Origin of the sequence: Falsiroseomonas oryzae, assembly GCF_027856955.1 — a bacterium.
In the GTDB taxonomy this organism is placed as follows: Bacteria; Pseudomonadota; Alphaproteobacteria; order Acetobacterales; family Acetobacteraceae; genus Falsiroseomonas; species Falsiroseomonas oryzae.
Genome location: NZ_JAPSMD010000001.1, coordinates 53580 through 69979 on the forward strand (window position 1 = coordinate 53580; position 16400 = coordinate 69979).

Here is a 16400-nt window from a genome sequence, read left to right on the forward strand (position 1 = left end):
TTCCTTCTGGCCTTGCTTCAGGCGGCGTTCATCGCGTCCAGCCGACGGCGGAACATCGGGCCCCAGCCGCCGGCGCGCAGCATCTCGACCAGGTGTGGTGCGAGCGGGGGGAAGCCGGCCTCCGTCCCGCGGTCCAGGTTGCGCACCCGGGCCGTGGCGAAGTCCACTTCGATCGCCTCGCCGTTCGCGAACATGGCCCGCACCCCGGGGCAGCGCGGCAGCACCGGCAGCCCGGCGGCGAGCGCGTTGCGGAAAGACCCGATCGGGATGCTCTCCGCAACAAGGCCGACGCCGCAGCCCTTGAGGCCGATCATGCCCTGTATGTGGGCGTTGCCCTGCGCGAAGCGCCGGCCGCCGACGACGATGTCGCCAGGGCGCGCGCGCCTTGGGAAGTCCGGGTCGAGGCCGGCGAAGACGTGCTCCTTCAGGACCTCCGGCCTTGTCTCACGCTTCAGCGCCCATTCCAGCGCCATGAGGTCGCCATCGATGGCGACGTTGTCCGGGTAGACCCAGGCGCGGCCGCGCAGCACCAGATCGCTCATGCCGCCATGCTCCAGCCGGCGTCCCGCAGGAAGGGGCGTGGGTCCGTGATGACCCCGGTCACGGCGGAGGCCGCGACCGTCGCCGGTCCGGCGATGTGCAGAACGGCCTCATGCGCGCCGAGCCGCCCCGGCTCGTTGCGCGTGCCCGTGCCGATCGAGGATTCGCCGGGCGCGACGCCGCCGATGCGCCCGCCCGCGCAGACGCCGCAGCCCGGCGCGGTGACCATGCCGCCCGCGCGCAGGAAGGTCTCGATCAGCCCCTCCGCCGCGGCCTGCGCGGCAACGTTCTGCGTCGCGGGGGTGACGATGAAGCGAACCCCGGGCGCCACCTGGCGGCCGCGCAGCACCGCGGCCGCCACGCGCAGATCCTCGATCATGCCGGACGCGCAGGAGCCCACGAAGGCGTGCTGGATGGGCTTGCCGGCCACCTCCGTCACGTCCACCACGTTGTCCGGCGTGGGCGGGAGGGCCACCTGCGGCGCGAGCGCCGAGAGATCGAGCGCGACCCGCGCGCGGTACCGCGCATCGATATCCGGCAGGGCCGCGTGCATGGGCCGCTGCGCCCGGGCGCGCACCTCCTGCAGGCAGCGCGCATCGGGCTCGACCACGGACGACACCGCGCCGAGTTCGACGGGCGTATTGCAGAGGGTCTGCCGGGCATCCAGCGACAGGGCCGCCAAGCCTGGCCCGCCGAACTCCACCACGGCATCCTCGAACAGCGCCGCGTCGTGCGACGCGATCAGCTTCTGCGCGGCGTCGCGCGCGAAGACGCCGAAGGGCATGCGTCCGGTGAGGTCCACCCGCAATGTCTCCGGCACCTGCAGCCAGACGGAACCGCAGGCCAGCACTTCCGGGATCTCGGTCAGCACGGCGACGCCGAGTGCCCCGATCGCCCCGTAATTGGTTACGTGCGGGTCGTAGGCCAGGACGAACATGCCCGGCACCACGATCCCCTCCTCGATCGGGAAGACGTGGCCGAGCCCGCCGCGGCCGGAGTCGCGGTGCTGCACGCCGAAGCGCTGCGCGATCCCGCGGACCGCCTGCTGCCTGGCGAAGGCCTGCGGCGACACCGCCAGCGGCTCGTGATCCGTGACCAGCAGCACGCGGGCGGGATCGTGCAGCCGGGTGACTCCATACTCCTCCAGCGTGCGGAAGGCGTTGACGGTGTACCAGTCGTGCACGGTGACCAGCTCCGCCTCCGGCATCACGATCTCGCCCGCCACGACGCGCCGCCCGCAGATGCGCGATAGGATCTTCTCCGCAATGGTCTGTCCGCCTGTCACTCCGCGGCTCTCCTGTGCTGCCAGCCCAAGGCGGCTGAGATCTCCGCCGCCGAGACGCGCAGCGCCTGCGCCACGCGCGCCTCGCGCGCGGGGTCGAAGCGCACCATGGGAATCCCGACGGAGAGGCCGGCGCAGGCGCGGCCTTGGGCGTCGAAGACCGGCAGCCCCATGGCGACGATCCCTGGCACCATCTCCTCGCGGCTGTACGCGATGCCGCCGGCCGCAACGGCCGCGAGCTCGCGCCGCAGCGCCTGCGGGTCCGTCACGGAGTGGGGCGTGACGCGTTGCAGGGCGCCCGAGCGCAGCCAGGCCTCCCGTTCCTCCTCGGGCGCGAAGGCCATGATGGCCTTGCCGCCGGCCGAGGCATTGATCGGCCCGCGCTGGCCGAGCTGCCGCGAATAGAGGATCGGCTGGTCGCAGTTCTCCTTGCAGATCACCACGACGTCGTCGCCCTGCCGCAGCACCAGCGCGGTGGATTCGCCCGTCCGCAGCATCAGGGAGGCGACGACTGGCTGCGCGATGCGCGCGACGTCGGTGCGGCGGATCAAGGTGCCGGCAAGGGCCAGCAGGGCAGGACCCAGCCGGTAGCGGCCCCCCTCGGCGGTGACGTAGCCCCGCCGCTCCAGTGTGGCCAGCAGCTCCGTCAGGCTGGACTTCGGCATCGCCAGATGGCGGGCCATCTCGCCATGCGTCGGCGGCTGCGGCTCCGCGGCCAGCAGCTCCAGTACGTCCAGAGCGCGCACGGCGGACTTGACGGGAGAGGGCGGCATGGTCTTATTCCGAACTTAGTTCGCCATACCGAACACGCTGCCGATCCGCAAGTCCCCCGACCGCCACGCCTGCCGGGAGCGCCCATGGCCCAGGACACGCCCGCCGCCCGACTCGCCGCGCTGATGAGCGCCGCGCGTCCGGTGCTGGCCCCGGGCGTGTGGGACGGGCTGTCCGCCAAGGTCGCGCTGCGGGCAGCGGCCACGGCGCTGCATGCCTCGGGCGGCGCGATCGCGCGCGCCGCAGGCCAGCCGGACCTCGGGATCATCGGGCTGACCGAGATGTCGGCGCGGATCGCCGAGATCGTCGAGGCCGCCGGCGCCGTCCCGGTGATTGCCGACGCCGACACGGGCTATGGCGGGCCGCTGAACGTGGCGCAGACCGTGCGCTGCCTCGCGCGGCTCGGCGTCGCGGCGCTCCACCTCGAGGACCAGCCTTTCCCGAAGCGCTGCGGCCTGCTGGAGGGTGTGCAGGTGGTGCCGCGGGACGACATGCTGGCCCGGCTGCGCGCCGCACGCGCGGCGTGCCCGGCGGGAGGGCCGCTGCTGATCGCGCGCACCGATGCTGTGCAGGCCGAGGGCCTTGAATGCGCGCTCGACCGCATGCGGGCCTATCTTGCCGGCGGGGCCGACATCGCCTTCGTCGAGGGCCTGGACGACGCCGACGGCATCGCGCGCGCATCCGCGGCGCTGGCGCCGGCGCCACTGCTGTTCAACGCCAGCATGAGTGCGACCGGGCTGCCGCTGTCGCTGCAGGACCTCGCGGCCCTGCGGGTCGGCATCGTCATCTACCCCGGCGATGCGCAGCGCGCCGCGATCGCTGCCATGGACCGCACCTTCGCCGCATTGCTGCAGGCCGGCGACAGCCGCGCGGTTGCCCGTGAGCTGGCACCTCCCGCGCTGCGCGACGAGCTGGTCGGCACGGCGGCACTGATGGCCGCGGAAGCAAGCTGGAGCCGCCAGGGCGATGGCTGAGATCCCGACCATCTCGGAGGCCCTGCAGCACGGCACGTCCGGCAGCGAACTGCTGGAAGGCTGCCTCGCTCGCATAGCGGCGCGCGACGGCAAGCTGCATGCCTTCGTGCACCTGGACGCCGCAAGGGCACGGCAGGGCGCGGCTGCCGGTGCGTTGGCGGGCATACCCTGGGCGATCAAGGACACCTTCGACGTCGAGGGCCTGCCCTGCACCGCCAATTCCCGTCTTCGCGAAGGCCGTGTGGCAACGTGCGACGCGGCGATCGTCACGGCGTTGCGCCGCGCGGGTGCCACGCTGCTGGGCAAGTTATCCACCTGGGAATACGGCACGGGAACCGGCGCCGAACATTTTGACCTGCCCGCACCGCCGGCGCGCAATCCCTGGGACATGACGCGCTTCACCGGCGGCTCCTCCACGGGCGCGGGCGTCGCGGTCGCCACCGGCATGGCGCTCTTCGCCATCGGCTCCGACACCACCGGATCGGTGCGCCTGCCGGCTGCCGCCACCGGCACCTGCGGCGTGGTCATCACGGGCGGCCGCCTGCCGCTGGACGGCGCCTTGCCCAACACCTTCTCCATGGACCGCCCCGGCCCGATCGCCTGGACCGCCGAGGACGCCGCGATCGTGCTCGACGCCGTGTGCGGCACGCGGCTCCGTGCGCAGGGCACGGATGGTGCCGCCGGCCTGCGTGTCGGCGTGGTGCGCGACGCCGGGCCGGGATTTGCGGTGCCCGATGCGGACCTTGCCGCGGGCTTCGAGGCAGGGTTGGCGGTCCTGTTGCGCCTGGGCGCCCGCATCTCCGACGTGCAGCTGCCCTGGCCGGCATCCACCTGCCTGGATGCTGCAAGGCTGATCGGCGCGGCGGAATCGGCCGCGATCCACGAGAAGGAACTGCGCGAGAGCCCCGGCCGCATGGGCGCGGCGCTCCGCGACAAGCTGCTCGCCGGCTGCGGCGTGCGCGCCGTGGACTACCTTGCAGCGCAGCGTTTCCGTCGCGCCTTCTCGGAGGCGATGGAGGCCCTGTTCGCGGAGCACGACGTGGTGCTGTCCCTGGGCGCGCTGCACCTGCCGCCGCGGCTCGGGGTCGAGCCGGAATCGACCGCCTACACCGGCGAGACGATGCTGACCCCCGCCAGCCTCGCGGGCCTGCCCGCCCTCGTGCAGTGCAACGGCTTCGCCGCCGGCGGACTTCCCCTGCATTGGCACGCCATGGCACGGCGGGGTGACGAGGCGTCGCTGTTCCGGCTTGCGATGGCGTACGAGCGCGCCACGCCCTGGCGGGAGCGACGACCTTCATGACGGGCGACATGGCAACGCGCGCAGCCGAACTGGCCGCAGCGATGGCGAATGCCGGCGCGCGGCTGCCGCGCGACTGGCCCAAGGAGCTTCGGCCGGCGAACCCCTCGGCCGATGATGACAACAAGACGGGAGAGCGTAGGAATGGGTGACGATCGCATGCCCGGCTTCGGCCGGCGCGGACTGCTTGCGGGCACAGCGGGGCTGGCGCTCGGCGGCGCCTTCGGGAAGCCGGTGATGGCCCAGGGGGCACGCACGCTGCGCGTCCGCTTCGGCTCCGACATCTCGCAGCTGGATCCGGCGCGGATCTTCCAGAACGAGAACCAGTCCATCGCCAGCCACATCTACAACGGCCTGGTGCAGTACGATCAGCAGACCAACGCGATCGTGCCCGACCTGGCGACCGGCTATGAGGTCTCGGCCGACGGCACCGTCTGGACCTTCCGCCTGCGCCCGAACGTCACCTGGCACAAGGGCTACGGCGCCTTCACCTCGGACGACGTGAAGTTCTCCTTCGAGCGCGTGCTCGATCCAGCGACCGGCAGCCTCTACCGCGGCCAGTTCGCCGGGCTCCGGGAGGTCCAGGCGCCGGACCCGATGACGGTGCGGCTGGTGCTGGATTCGGCGAACTCCGGCTTCCTGCACAAGCTCTGCGCCTTCAACCAGGGCTGGATCGTCTCGCGTCGCGCGGTCACCGAGATTGGCGAGCGCTACAGCATGAACCCGATCGGCACCGGGCCCTTCGTGTTCGAGCGCTGGACGGCGGGGAACGAGGTGCGGCTCTCGGCCAATCCCGACTACTTCGCTGGTCCCTCCACCCTCTCCGAGGTCGTCTTCCGCATCGTGCGCGACGAGACGGCGGCGGCCATCGCGCTGGAGAACCGCGAGCTCGACATCTTCTACGCGCTGCAGACGCCGGAGGTGATCGAGCGCCTGCGCCGCGTGCAGGGCATCACGGTGCTCGACCGGCCGGCGAACAACACGGTCAACCTGGTGCTGAATACCACCGCGGGACCGCTGCGTGACATCCGCGTGCGCCGCGCGATGGCGCATGCGATGAACCGACGCGCGCTGATCGACGGCTTCTTCCGCGGCACCAAGTTCGAGGCGACGAGCGTGCTCACCTCGACCTTCCAGGAATTCAGCGAGGAGGGCGTGCCGCGCTACGCCTTCGATCCCGATCGCGCCCGCGCCTTGCTGCGTGAGGCCAACGTTTCCAACTTCCGCTTCGAGATCACGACGGTCGGCCTCAATCCCTTCGACCGCTTCCCCGTCGCCCTCGCCAACGACCTGCAGCAGGTCGGCATCCAGGCGACCGTGCGCGTGCTGGAGCGCGGCGCCTATGTCCAGGCGCGCAGCAGCGGCAACGTGCAGTCCTGCATCACCGCCGTGGTGGGTCCGCCCGATCCGGACAGCCCGCTGGTCACGCTCTATCACACGCGCAGCCATCCGCCGGGGCTCAACACCTCGCGCTACGACCGCGCGGACGATCTGCTGGCGGAAGCCGCGCGCGCGCCCGACCTGGCCGGGCGACGCGCCGTCTACAACCGCCTGCTGCGCCAGACCATGGACGACCTGCCCGTGATCCCGCTCTACGCGGACCGGCTGTTCATCGCGCATGGCCCGACGGTGGCGGGCTTCGTGCAGAACAGCCTGTTCACGGTGAACGTCACGCCGGTCTCGCTGCGCAGCGCCTGATGCTGTTCCACGTCGCCCGTTGCGCCGGCCAGCTGGCCGTCGCGCTGGTCGGGATCGTCACCGTGGCCTTCTTCCTGATGCGGGCCATCCCGGGCGATCCCGCCCTCTACATGCTGGGCGACTTCGCCACGGCCGAGGCGCTCGCGACCTTGCGCGCGCGCCTCGGCCTCGACCTGCCGGTCTGGCAGCAATACTTCGTCTTCCTCGCCCGCGCGGCGCAGGGCGACCTCGGCAGCTCCGTGGTCACCGGCCAGCCCGCGCTGGCGGAGATCTGGGCCGCTGTCCCGCCCTCCGCCGCCCTGGCGGTGGCGGGCATGCTGGTCGCGGTGCTGGCCGGCGTGCCGCTCGGCATCGTCGCCGCGGTGCGCCAGGGCAGCGCGACGGATGTTGCGGTGATGCTCGTCGCGCTCGGCGGCATCTCCTTCCCGGTCTTCTGGGTCGGGCTGGTGGCGATCCTCACATTCTCCCACGCGCTCGGGCTCTTCCCGGCGCTCGGCGCGGCCAGCGAGCCTGGGTTCTGGAAGGGGCTGCACCACATGGCGCTGCCGGCGCTGGTGCTCGGCCTTTCCGTCGCCGCCTACATCGCGCGGCTCACGCGCTCCGCCATGCTGGAAGTGCTGGGCCAGGACCACATCCGGGTCGCGCGCGCCATGGGCGTGCCTGAGCGGCGCATCGTCTGGAAGCTCGCCTTCCGCAACGCGCTAATCCCTGTGCTGGCGGTGATCGGCGTGACCTTTGCCTGGTCGCTCGGCAATGCGATCCTTGTGGAAGCGGTGTTCAGCAGGCCGGGCCTTGGCTCCACGATCCTCAAGGCAATCCTGGCGCGTGACTACCAACTGGTGCAGGCGGGCGTGCTCGTGCTGGCCGCGGCCGTCGTGCTGCTCAATACCGCGCTCGACCTGATCTACGGCGCGATCGACCCGAGGCTCCGTCGCCAATGAGTGCAACCTCGGATGAGATGGATGCGGCCGAGGAGGCAGCGTCACGCCGGCGCGCCACGATCCGGCGCTACACGCGCCATCCCGGCCTCGTCATCGGTGCGGTCGGCGTGCTGCTTCTGATTCTCGTGGCGCTCTTCGCCCCTTGGATCGCGCCGCATTCGCCGACGCGCACCGACCTGATGAACAACCTTGCGGCACCGTCCGCGACCTATCCGCTGGGGACCGACCAGTTCGGCCGATGTGTCTTGTCCCGCCTGATCTACGGCGCGCAGGTGTCGCTGCAGGTCGGCTTCTTCGTCGTGCTCATCTCGCTGGGCGCAGGAACGCTGCTTGGCGCCGTGGCGGGCTACGCCGGCGGCTGGATCGAGCGCGCGCTGGTCGCCTGCATCGATATCCTGCTGGCCTTCCCGTCCTTCCTGCTTGCGCTGGCGCTCGTGGCGGCGCGCGGCAACACGCTGGATTCGATCGTGCTTGCGGTGGCCATCGCCTACACGCCGCGCGTGGCGGCGGTGATGCGCTCCGTCGTGCTGACCATCCGGCCGCGCCCCTTCATCGAGGCGTCGCGCGCCATCGGCCTCTCGCCCTGGCGCATCGTGGTGCGGCACGTCATCCCGAACGCGCTGCCGCCGGTCATCGTCGTCGCGACGATCAGCGCGGCCACGGCCATCCTGGCGGAGGCCGGCCTGTCGTTCCTCGGCCTCGGCGTGCAGCCGCCCACGCCCACCTGGGGCAACGTCATCGCGGAGGGGCAGACCTCGATCACGACCAACCCGATGATCTCCCTCTCGGCCGGGCTCTGCATCGCCTTCACGGTGGTCGTGCTGAACCTTCTCGGGGATGGCCTGCGCGACACGCTGGACCCGCAGATGCGGCGCAGCACGGGCAAGCTGCTGTGAGCGCCGCCTTCGCACTTCGCGGACTGACGGCGGCCGTGCCGGGCGACAAGGGCCCTGTGCGGCTGGTCGAGGACGTGTCGCTGGAGGTCGATGCCGGCGAGACCCTCGCGGTGGTCGGGGAGAGCGGCTCCGGCAAGACCGTCACCTTCACGTCGGCGCTCGGCCTCCTCCCGCGCCCGGGACGTGTCATTGCCGGAGAGGCGATGCTGGACGGCGTGGACCTGCTGAAGCTGCCGGCGGAGGACCTCCGCTGCATGCGCGGCGCCCGCATCGGCATGGTGTTCCAGGATCCGCTCACCGGCCTGAACCCGGTCTTCAGGATCGGCGACCAGATCGCGGAGGTGCTGCGCGCGCACCAGCCAGTCTCGCGCCGCGCCGCGCGCGACCGGGCGGTGGAGCTGCTGCGCCGGGTGCAGATCCCGGACCCGGCGCGCCGGATCGACGACTATCCGCACCAGTTCTCCGGCGGGATGCGGCAGCGCGTCCTCATCGCGATGGCGATCGCGCTCGGGCCGCGCGTACTGATCGCGGACGAACCCACCACGGCGCTCGACGTGACGGTGCAGGCGCAGGTGCTCGACCTGCTGGGCGACCTTCGCCGGGCCGATGGCATGGCCATGGTGCTGATCACGCACGACCTTGGCGTCGTGGCACGGCAGGCCGACCGCGTCGCGGTGATGTATGCCGGACGCGTCGTTGAGACCGGCACGGTCGAGCAGGTGTTCCGCGCCCCGCGCCATCCCTACACCGTCGCCCTGTTCCGCAGCATGCCCGACCTCGATGCGCCGGCCGGCAGCATGCTCGCCCCGATCGCCGGGAGCCCGCCCGATCCGGCGCGCCGGCCGGCCGGCTGCGCCTTCGCCCCGCGCTGTCTCGTCGCGGATGATCTCATGGCCTGCCGGAGCGAGACGCCGCGTCTGCGCGGTGCGCCACACGCGGCGGCCTGCCATCGCCTGGATGAGCGGGAGCCGACCGCATGAGTGCGCTCCTCGAGGTCGCCGATCTGCGGAAGAGCTTCGCCGGCGGCCGTAGCCTGTTCGGCGGCGCCAGGCCGATGGTGCGCGCCGTCGACGGCATCTCTTTCGATCTCGCGCGCGGCGAGACGCTCGGGCTTGTCGGCGAGACGGGCAGCGGCAAGAGCACGCTCGGGCGCCTTGTGCTTCGGCTGATTGAGCCGAGCGCCGGACAGGTAAGGTTCGAGGGCCAGGACGTCACGCGCGCTTCACGCACGGCCATGCGCGCATTGCGGCCGCGCATGCAGATGGTGTTCCAGGATCCCTACGGTTCGCTGGATCCGCGCATGACGGCGGGCGAGATCGTGGCGGAGCCGATGACGGCACATGGTATGGCGCGCGCGGAGGCCATGCGCCGCGCGAACGACCTGATGGAGCAGGTCGGTCTCCGCCGGGCGATGGCCACGCGCTACCCGCACGAGTTCTCCGGCGGCCAGCGCCAGCGCATCGGGATCGCGCGCGCCATTGCCCTTGACCCCGCCCTCGTCGTGCTGGACGAGCCGGTCTCCGCGCTCGACGTCTCGGTCCAGGCGCAGATCCTCAACCTGCTCGCGGAGATCCAGGCGCGTTCCTCCGTCGCCTATCTCTTCATTGCGCATGACCTGGCCGTGGTGCGTCATGTCAGTGACCGCGTCGCGGTGATGTATCTCGGCCGCATCGTGGAGATCGCACCACGCGATGCCCTCTATGGCGCGCCGCGTCACCCGTACACGGTCTCGCTGCTCTCGGCGGTGCCGCGGCCCGACCCTGCACGGGAGAAGTCGCGCATCCGAAGCCGCCCGATCGGCGAGATCGGCAGCGCCGCCGCGCTCCCGTCGGGCTGCCGCTTCCACCCGCGCTGTCCGCGTGCGCGTCTGGTCGCCGCGCGGGGCGGTGAGACCCTGCCCGCCGCGGGCACCCACCTGCCGCGCGCCTGCGTGGAGCAGGACCCCGTGCCGGCTCCGGTCGGTGCCGCGGCGCATCTCGCCGCCTGCCACTTTCCCGACGAGACCTGAGGAGATCGCGATGGCTGTCACGCGCGAGCAGAATTATGTCGGTGTCTTCGATGGCAAGGTAGGCTACGGCACGCGCCCGGCGGTCGTGGTGATCGACTTCACCCTCGCCTACACCACGCCGGGCTCGCCGTTCTTCGCGGAGGGCGTCGTGCGCGCGGTGCGGGAGACGGTCCCGCTCCTGGCCGCGGCACGCGCGGCCGGGGTGCCGGTGATACACACCCGCGTCGAGTACCACCCCTCGGGTGCGGATGGCGGCTGGTTCGTCCGCAAGGTGCCTGCCTTGCGCAAGATGGTCGCCGGCGAACGCCTGGCGCAGATCGACCCGGTGGTCGCGCCACTGGCGGAGGAGGTGGTCATCGTGAAGCAGTATCCCAGCCCCTTCTTCGGCACTCCGCTGGCGCCGATGCTGGCCGCCCTCGGCGTGGACACGCTGATCCTGGCCGGCTGCTCCACCAGCGGCTGCGTCCGGGCGGGCGCGCTGGACGGCGTGCAGCACGGCTACCGCGTGATCGTGCCGCGGGAATGCGTCGGCGACCGCCACGACGCGCCGCACGATGCCAACCTGTTCGACATCAATGCCAAGTATGGCGACGTGGTCGGCCGAGACGAGGTGGTCGCCTATCTCGGCGGCCTTGCCTCGAAGGCTGCGTGAGGGAGGACAAGGCACATGGAAGCGCCCACGGTTGACGACGCGATCCGCGTCTACTGGATGACCGGCTGTTCCTCCTGCCTGCGCACGAAGGAATTCCTGCAGAAGAACGGCGTGCCGTTCCTGTCGCGCAACGTGCTGGAGGACGAGTCGGCCTACGAGGAGCTGGCGCGCTTCGGTCTCAAGCAGGTGCCGATCGTCACGCGCGGCGACGCCTGGGCCAATGGTCAGGTCCTTCGCGACGTGGCGAAGCTCTGCGGCATCGCCTATGGCGAGACCAGGATGCTGCCCGTGCCGGAGCTGCGTGCCCGGCTGGATGCCGTGCTGGCGGGCGCCGCCCGGTTCATAGGCCAGATGCCCGATGCGGCCTTGGCCCGCGAGCTGCCGAATCGTCCGCGCACCTTCGCGCAGCTGGGCTGGCACATAGCCAACATCGCCGACGCCTTCCTGGAGCACGAGGATGGCATTCCGCTGACCTTCGACAGCTACATGCGCGTGCCGGCCCCGGATCAGGGCGGCCGTGCGGCGCTGATCGCCTACAACGAGGCGATGAGGTGCCGGATGTCCGAGTGGTTCGACGGGCCCGGGCACCAGCGGGACTGGACGGCGCGCGCTGAGGTGTACTACGGCGAGCAGACCATGCATGAGTTCCTGGAGCGCACTGTCTGGCACGCTGGCCAGCATGTCCGCCAGTTCATGTGGGTGCTCGAAGGGCTCGGCATCACGCCAGATCGGCCGCTGGGCAGCGAGACCTTCGGGGGCCTTCCGATGCCTGAGAAGGTCTGGGATGAGGCGGATCCAGCGAAGGTTCGCCGCGCGACATAGCGCCGGCCTTTCGCGGCGCTGAGACCTGGCGTGAGCGGGCTTGCGGCTCCCGTCAGGTCGCGAGCTTCGCCAGCGCCTCGCAACCGGTGGAGCGGTGAAGCTTGTAGGTCCGCGTGGCCGTTCCGGCGAACAGCGCCGCCCGCTCCGCATCGCTCGCGTCGGCCGCAAGGCGCTTGAAGGCATTCCACAGCACGGCGTAGCTGCACATGCCCTTGTCCACGGGGAAGTTGCTTTCGAACATGCAGCGCCTGGCGCCGAACGCGTCGATGAGGGTGTGGATCACGGGTCGCCAGGCATGCGCCAGCTCGGCCGAGCCTGGCGGAAGGTCGCGCTCATGGAAGCCGAAGCCTGCGACTTCCATCGCCAGCCCGCCCAGCTTCATGACGGTGTTGGGCAGGGCCGCGAGGGCGAGGACATCGCGCCGCCAGGCGGCGATGGCCTCGGCAGGGCGGCCGGCGAAGGGGCCGACGCCGAGTGGCCCGCCGCAGTGGTTGACGACGACGGTCAATCCCGGCACCGCGCGGGCCACGGCGTGCACGAGCGGCAGTTGCGTCTGGTAGGCCCAGACATCCAGGACCAGCCCATGCTCGGACAGGCGCCGCGCGCCCGCGATGAAGCGTGGATCCTTGAGCGGACCAGGTGGCGGGCCGAGCAGGTTCGACCGTATCTCCGGGGCTGGATGCCAGGCGGTGCGGTTGCGCACGCCGCGGAAGCGTGATCCCGAGGCCGCCACATGCGCCTCCAGCAGCGGCGCGACCCGGTCGCCCAGCGTGAGGTCCACGAAGCCGACGATGCCCGCGCAGGCGCGCGTTGCCCCGTAGGTGCCGCTCGCGCTCGCGGCGGCTATACCGTTCACCCACTCGGTCTCGCCCAGGCTCCGCTCCTCCTCCGGCCCGGTCGCGCGGTACATCGCGCCGCACTGCACGAACACCGTTGCGAGGATCTCGTGCCCGCCTGCCGCGTCGCGCAGCAGGTCGTCCAGCAGGTAGCGTTCCCCGGTGCGATCCCAGAGATGGTGGTGCGGATCGACGATCGGGCATGCCGGGTCGAGTGGCTCCTCGTGGCGCTGCGCGAGCCAATCCTCCCGCACGGCGATCTGGCGGGACGGCGTGAGGGAGGGCGGCGCGACGGTCGGCATGATGACGAGCCTGCCCCGCCGCCGCGACAGCCGGCAAGACGTTCCCGGACGAGGCGGCCCCTACCTAGGCTGTGGACACAAGCCTCGTCCCGAGCCTGACGGCGGCGAGGCAGAGTGCGGCGAGGTAGTTTCTGGCGAGTTTGGCGTAGCAGGTTGCGACGCCGCGGTTGAGGGCGGAATGCGCCATCGTTCCGCTCGCGCACCCTCAAGGTCAAGGCGGGAAGTAGCCGTAAACCTGCGCCTCAGCGCGCAGAGCTGGTCAGGCAATACGGGTTGCAAGAAAACCGACTGCAGCAGCAGAGACCGGGGAATGAATTTCTCTGGACGCTCTCCGCCGCCGGACCCGGGTCGCGATGCGCTTTATCGTGGCCGCGCTGCTGCGATGCCGGCATGGCGCAGATCTTCGCCCCTGCGTCCGTGGGGCTTGCGCTTCGGGGACGTCGCAGCCGCCTCGCCGGAAAGCCCCTCGAGAATGGGGCACTCCGGCCGGTGGTCGCCGTGGCACACCTCGGCCAGATGGCGGAGGGAGTCACCCATCGCCTGCAGCGCCTTCACCTTCTCGTCGATCGCCGCGACATGCGCCAAGGCCAGCCGCTTCACTTCCGCGCTGGCGCGACCGCGGTCGCGCCAGAGGCCGAGCAGGTCGGCGATCTCGGCCAGCGGGAACCCCAGGTCGCGGGCATTGCCGATGAAGCGCAGCGCATGCACGTCCTCGGCCCGGTACACGCGATACCCGCTCTCCGTCCGGAGCGCCGCCGGCAACAGGCCGATCGCCTCGTAGTGGCGGATCATCTTCACCGAGACGCCCGAGGCCTTCGAGGCTTCGCCGATGTTCATCACCGTCCCTCCCGCATGCTGGCCGAGGCGGGCATGAACCGCCGCAGCCGGAGCGCATTCGCCAGTACGAAGACGCTGCTGAGACCCATCGCCGCCGCCGCCAGCATCGGCGAGAGGAGCGTGCCGCCGAACGGCCACAGGATACCCGCGGCGACCGGGATCAGTGCAACATTGTAGGCGAAGGCCCAAAAGAGGTTCTGCCGGATATTCGCCATCGTGGCCCGGCTGATCCCGAAGGCCGTGGCCACGGCGCCGAGGTCGCCCGACATCAGCACAACATCCGCGCTCTCGATCGCGATGTCGGTGCCGGTGCCAACGGCGAGGCCGACATCGGCGGCCGCCAGTGCCGGCGCGTCGTTGATGCCGTCGCCGACGAAGGCGACCTTCCGCCCGCCCGCGCGAAGCCCCTCCATCGCGGCGACCTTGCCGTCCGGCAGCACCTCCGCGACCACCTCTTCGATGCCGAGCTGGCGGGCGATCGCCTCCGCGGTCCGACGGTTGTCGCCGGTGATCATGGCGATGCGCAGCCCCTGCGCGCGCAGCACGGCGAGCGCGGCGGGAGTGCCGGGCTTGATCGGGTCGGCGACCGCCACTGCCGCAACCAGCTGCCCATCCACCGCGGCATAGAGTGGCGTCCGGCCCTGCCCGGCCAGCGCCGCCGTAGTGCCGGCGAAGGGCGCGATGTCGAGCCCGAGCCGCGTCATGTAGCGGTCGGCACCGACCGCCACGCGATGCGCATTCACCAGGGCCGTCGCGCCGAAACCGGGCACGGCCTCGAAGCCTGTCGCCTCCGGCACGGCCAGCCCGCGCCGGTGCGCCTCGGCGAGGATGGCGCGCGCGACCGGGTGTTCGGACTTTGCCTCTACCGCGGCGACTAGGGACAGGATCGTCGCCGCATCCGCGCCATCGGCGGTGACGAGGTCGGTCAGGACCGGCCGTCCCTCGGTCAGCGTGCCGGTCTTGTCGAGCGCGACGACCGTCGCCTCGCGCAGCGCCTGCAACGCCTCTCCCTTCCGGAACAGCACGCCGAGTTCCGCCGCGCGGCCCGTGCCGACCATGATCGATGTCGGCGTCGCCAGGCCCATGGCGCAGGGGCAGGCGATGATCAGCACCGCCACCGCGTTGACCAGCGCGAAGGCCAGCGCGGGATCCGGCCCGAAGGCCAGCCAGACAACGAAGGTCAGCGCCGCGACCGCGAGGACGGCGGGGACGAACCACATGGTCACACGGTCCACCAGGGCCTGGATCGGCAGCTTCGACCCCTGCGCCTGTTCAATCATGCGGACGATCTGGGACAGCACCGTCTCGCCGCCGACCGCGGTGGCGCGGAAGCGGAGGGCGCCGGTGCCGTTGACGGTGCCGCCGGTCACGCGCCCGCCCGCGGACTTCTCCACCGGCACGGGCTCGCCGGTGATCATTGCCTCGTCCACGAAGGAACGGCCCTCGATGACCTCGCCGTCGGCCGGGACCCGCTCGCCCGGCCGTACCAGCACGATATCGCCGGCGACGAGTTGCGCGGCCACGATCTCGATCTCCTCACCGCGCCGCAGCACGCGCGCCGTCGGCGGCTGCAGGCCCATCAGCCGCCGGATCGCCTCGGAGGTGCGCCCCTTGCTGCGTGCCTCAAGCCAGCGGCCGAGCAGGATCAAGGTCACGATCACCGCCGCGGCCTCATAGAAGACGTGCCTCGCGCCCTCGGGCAGCAGCGCAGGCGCGAAGGTCGCGACGGTCGAATAGGCGAAGGCCGCGCCGGTGCCGAGCGCGACCAGCGAGTTCATGTCCGGCGCAAGGCGCAGCAGTGCCTTCCAGCCCTTGATCTGGATGCGCAGGCCTGGTCCGAACATGACCAGGGCGGCGAGGAGGAACTGGATCCGCCAGCTCAGCGTGAAGCCGATGCTGTCGCGGATGGCGTGATGGATCGCCATCGATAGATGCGCGCCCATCTCCAGCACCATCAGCGGCAAGGTCAGCGCGGCAGCGAGGCAGAGGCGCCGTGCCAGGCCGCGCATCTCCGCCGCGCGAGCCTCTCGCTCGCGGTCGCCTCTGTCGGCTGGGCTCTCCAGGCCAAGGCGTTCGGCGCCATAGCCGGCGGCCTGCACGGCACCGATGAGGCTATCGATGCCGAGCGTCGGCTGGTGCGTCACGCGGGCGCGATGGGTGGCGAGGTTCACCGCCGCATCGATCACACCGGGCATGGCCTTGAGCGCGCGCTCCACGCGCCCGACGCAGGAGGCGCAGGTCATGCCTTCGATCGTGAACTCGGTGACCTCCGTGCCGATGCCGTAGCCCGCGCGACCCACCGCGCCGGCCACGGCCGCGAGGTCGGGCACACCGTCAAAGCTGACCTCGGCGCGCTCCGTCGCCAGGTTCACCGCCGCGCCGGCGACGCCGGGCACGGCCGCGATGGCACGCTCCACCCTGAGCACGCAGGAGGCGCAGGTCATGCCCTCGATGGGCAAGGAGATGGCACTTCCGGAGTTGGGCCGTGAGGAGGCGGGTGGTGCCGGCAACCAGCCGGCAGCGTTGCTGTCGGGAACCATGACG

At 71.3% G+C, this 16400-nt stretch carries 16 protein-coding genes; 10 read left to right on the forward strand and 6 right to left on the reverse strand.

The window, feature by feature from the left end; translation table 11 throughout:
* Positions 1-17: 17 nt before the first annotated feature.
* The 3 genes from OZN99_RS00240 to OZN99_RS00250 are packed head-to-tail and all read right to left on the reverse strand — an operon-like array spanning position 18 to position 2595.
* A complete protein-coding gene (locus tag OZN99_RS00240) occupies positions 18-542 on the reverse strand; it encodes a 3-isopropylmalate dehydratase small subunit (protein WP_270933143.1) in 525 nt (174 codons plus the stop codon).
* Entirely contained in the window at positions 539-1825 is a 1287-nt protein-coding gene (locus OZN99_RS00245; protein WP_270933144.1) for a 3-isopropylmalate dehydratase large subunit, read from the reverse strand. Before OZN99_RS00245 ends, OZN99_RS00240 begins: the two co-directional genes overlap by 4 nt.
* Positions 1822-2595 (reverse strand): IclR family transcriptional regulator, encoded by a 774-nt coding sequence (locus OZN99_RS00250; RefSeq protein ID WP_270933145.1) that lies wholly within the window; start codon positions 2593-2595, stop codon positions 1822-1824. Before OZN99_RS00250 ends, OZN99_RS00245 begins: the two co-directional genes overlap by 4 nt.
* 84 nt (positions 2596-2679) lie before the next feature.
* Here OZN99_RS00250 and OZN99_RS00255 point away from each other — a divergent pair, with 84 nt between their 5' ends.
* The 10 genes from OZN99_RS00255 to OZN99_RS00300 are packed head-to-tail and all read left to right on the forward strand — an operon-like array spanning position 2680 to position 11881.
* Positions 2680-3567, forward strand: coding sequence for an isocitrate lyase/PEP mutase family protein (locus OZN99_RS00255; RefSeq protein ID WP_270933146.1), 888 nt, complete (start codon positions 2680-2682; stop codon positions 3565-3567).
* Positions 3560-4867, forward strand: a complete 1308-nt coding sequence (locus OZN99_RS00260) for an amidase (RefSeq protein WP_270933147.1) — start codon at positions 3560-3562, stop codon at positions 4865-4867. The genes OZN99_RS00255 and OZN99_RS00260 overlap by 8 nt, the downstream gene beginning before the upstream one ends.
* Positions 4864-5016 carry a hypothetical protein gene (locus tag OZN99_RS00265; RefSeq protein WP_270933148.1) on the forward strand — a complete coding sequence of 51 codons (153 nt, stop codon included), beginning with the start codon at positions 4864-4866 and terminating at the stop codon, positions 5014-5016. The genes OZN99_RS00260 and OZN99_RS00265 overlap by 4 nt, the downstream gene beginning before the upstream one ends.
* Positions 5009-6562, forward strand: a complete 1554-nt coding sequence (locus OZN99_RS00270; protein WP_270933149.1) for an ABC transporter substrate-binding protein — start codon at positions 5009-5011, stop codon at positions 6560-6562. The genes OZN99_RS00265 and OZN99_RS00270 overlap by 8 nt, the downstream gene beginning before the upstream one ends.
* Complete coding sequence (locus OZN99_RS00275) at positions 6562-7503, forward strand: ABC transporter permease (protein ID WP_270933150.1); 942 nt, start codon at positions 6562-6564, stop codon at positions 7501-7503. The genes OZN99_RS00270 and OZN99_RS00275 overlap by 1 nt, the downstream gene beginning before the upstream one ends.
* Complete coding sequence (locus OZN99_RS00280; protein ID WP_270933151.1) at positions 7500-8399, forward strand: ABC transporter permease; 900 nt, start codon at positions 7500-7502, stop codon at positions 8397-8399. Before OZN99_RS00275 ends, OZN99_RS00280 begins: the two co-directional genes overlap by 4 nt.
* Positions 8396-9379, forward strand: coding sequence for an ABC transporter ATP-binding protein (locus OZN99_RS00285; protein ID WP_270933152.1), 984 nt, complete (start codon positions 8396-8398; stop codon positions 9377-9379). The genes OZN99_RS00280 and OZN99_RS00285 overlap by 4 nt, the downstream gene beginning before the upstream one ends.
* Positions 9376-10407 (forward strand): ABC transporter ATP-binding protein, encoded by a 1032-nt coding sequence (locus OZN99_RS00290; protein WP_270933153.1) that lies wholly within the window; start codon positions 9376-9378, stop codon positions 10405-10407. The genes OZN99_RS00285 and OZN99_RS00290 overlap by 4 nt, the downstream gene beginning before the upstream one ends.
* A gap of 10 nt (positions 10408-10417) precedes the next feature.
* The gene (locus OZN99_RS00295; protein ID WP_270933154.1) at positions 10418-11059 is read left to right on the forward strand and encodes an isochorismatase family protein; all 642 of its coding nucleotides are present in this window, start codon (positions 10418-10420) and stop codon (positions 11057-11059) included.
* A 15-nt stretch (positions 11060-11074) separates the two neighbouring features.
* Complete coding sequence (locus OZN99_RS00300) at positions 11075-11881, forward strand: glutaredoxin domain-containing protein (protein ID WP_270933155.1); 807 nt, start codon at positions 11075-11077, stop codon at positions 11879-11881.
* A gap of 52 nt (positions 11882-11933) precedes the next feature.
* On the opposite strand, the gene OZN99_RS00305 is transcribed toward OZN99_RS00300, so the two are convergent.
* From OZN99_RS00305 to OZN99_RS00315, 3 genes are all read right to left on the reverse strand, one after another.
* Positions 11934-13019: an amidohydrolase family protein gene (locus tag OZN99_RS00305; RefSeq protein WP_270933156.1), complete on the reverse strand. Its 1086-nt coding sequence runs from the start codon at positions 13017-13019 to the stop codon at positions 11934-11936.
* Between the two features lie 360 nt (positions 13020-13379).
* Positions 13380-13856 carry a Cu(I)-responsive transcriptional regulator gene (cueR, locus tag OZN99_RS00310; RefSeq protein ID WP_270933157.1) on the reverse strand — a complete coding sequence of 159 codons (477 nt, stop codon included), beginning with the start codon at positions 13854-13856 and terminating at the stop codon, positions 13380-13382.
* Positions 13856-16315, reverse strand: a complete 2460-nt coding sequence (locus tag OZN99_RS00315) for a heavy metal translocating P-type ATPase (protein WP_456299862.1) — start codon at positions 16313-16315, stop codon at positions 13856-13858. Before OZN99_RS00315 ends, cueR begins: the two co-directional genes overlap by 1 nt.
* Positions 16316-16400 lie beyond the last annotated feature (85 nt).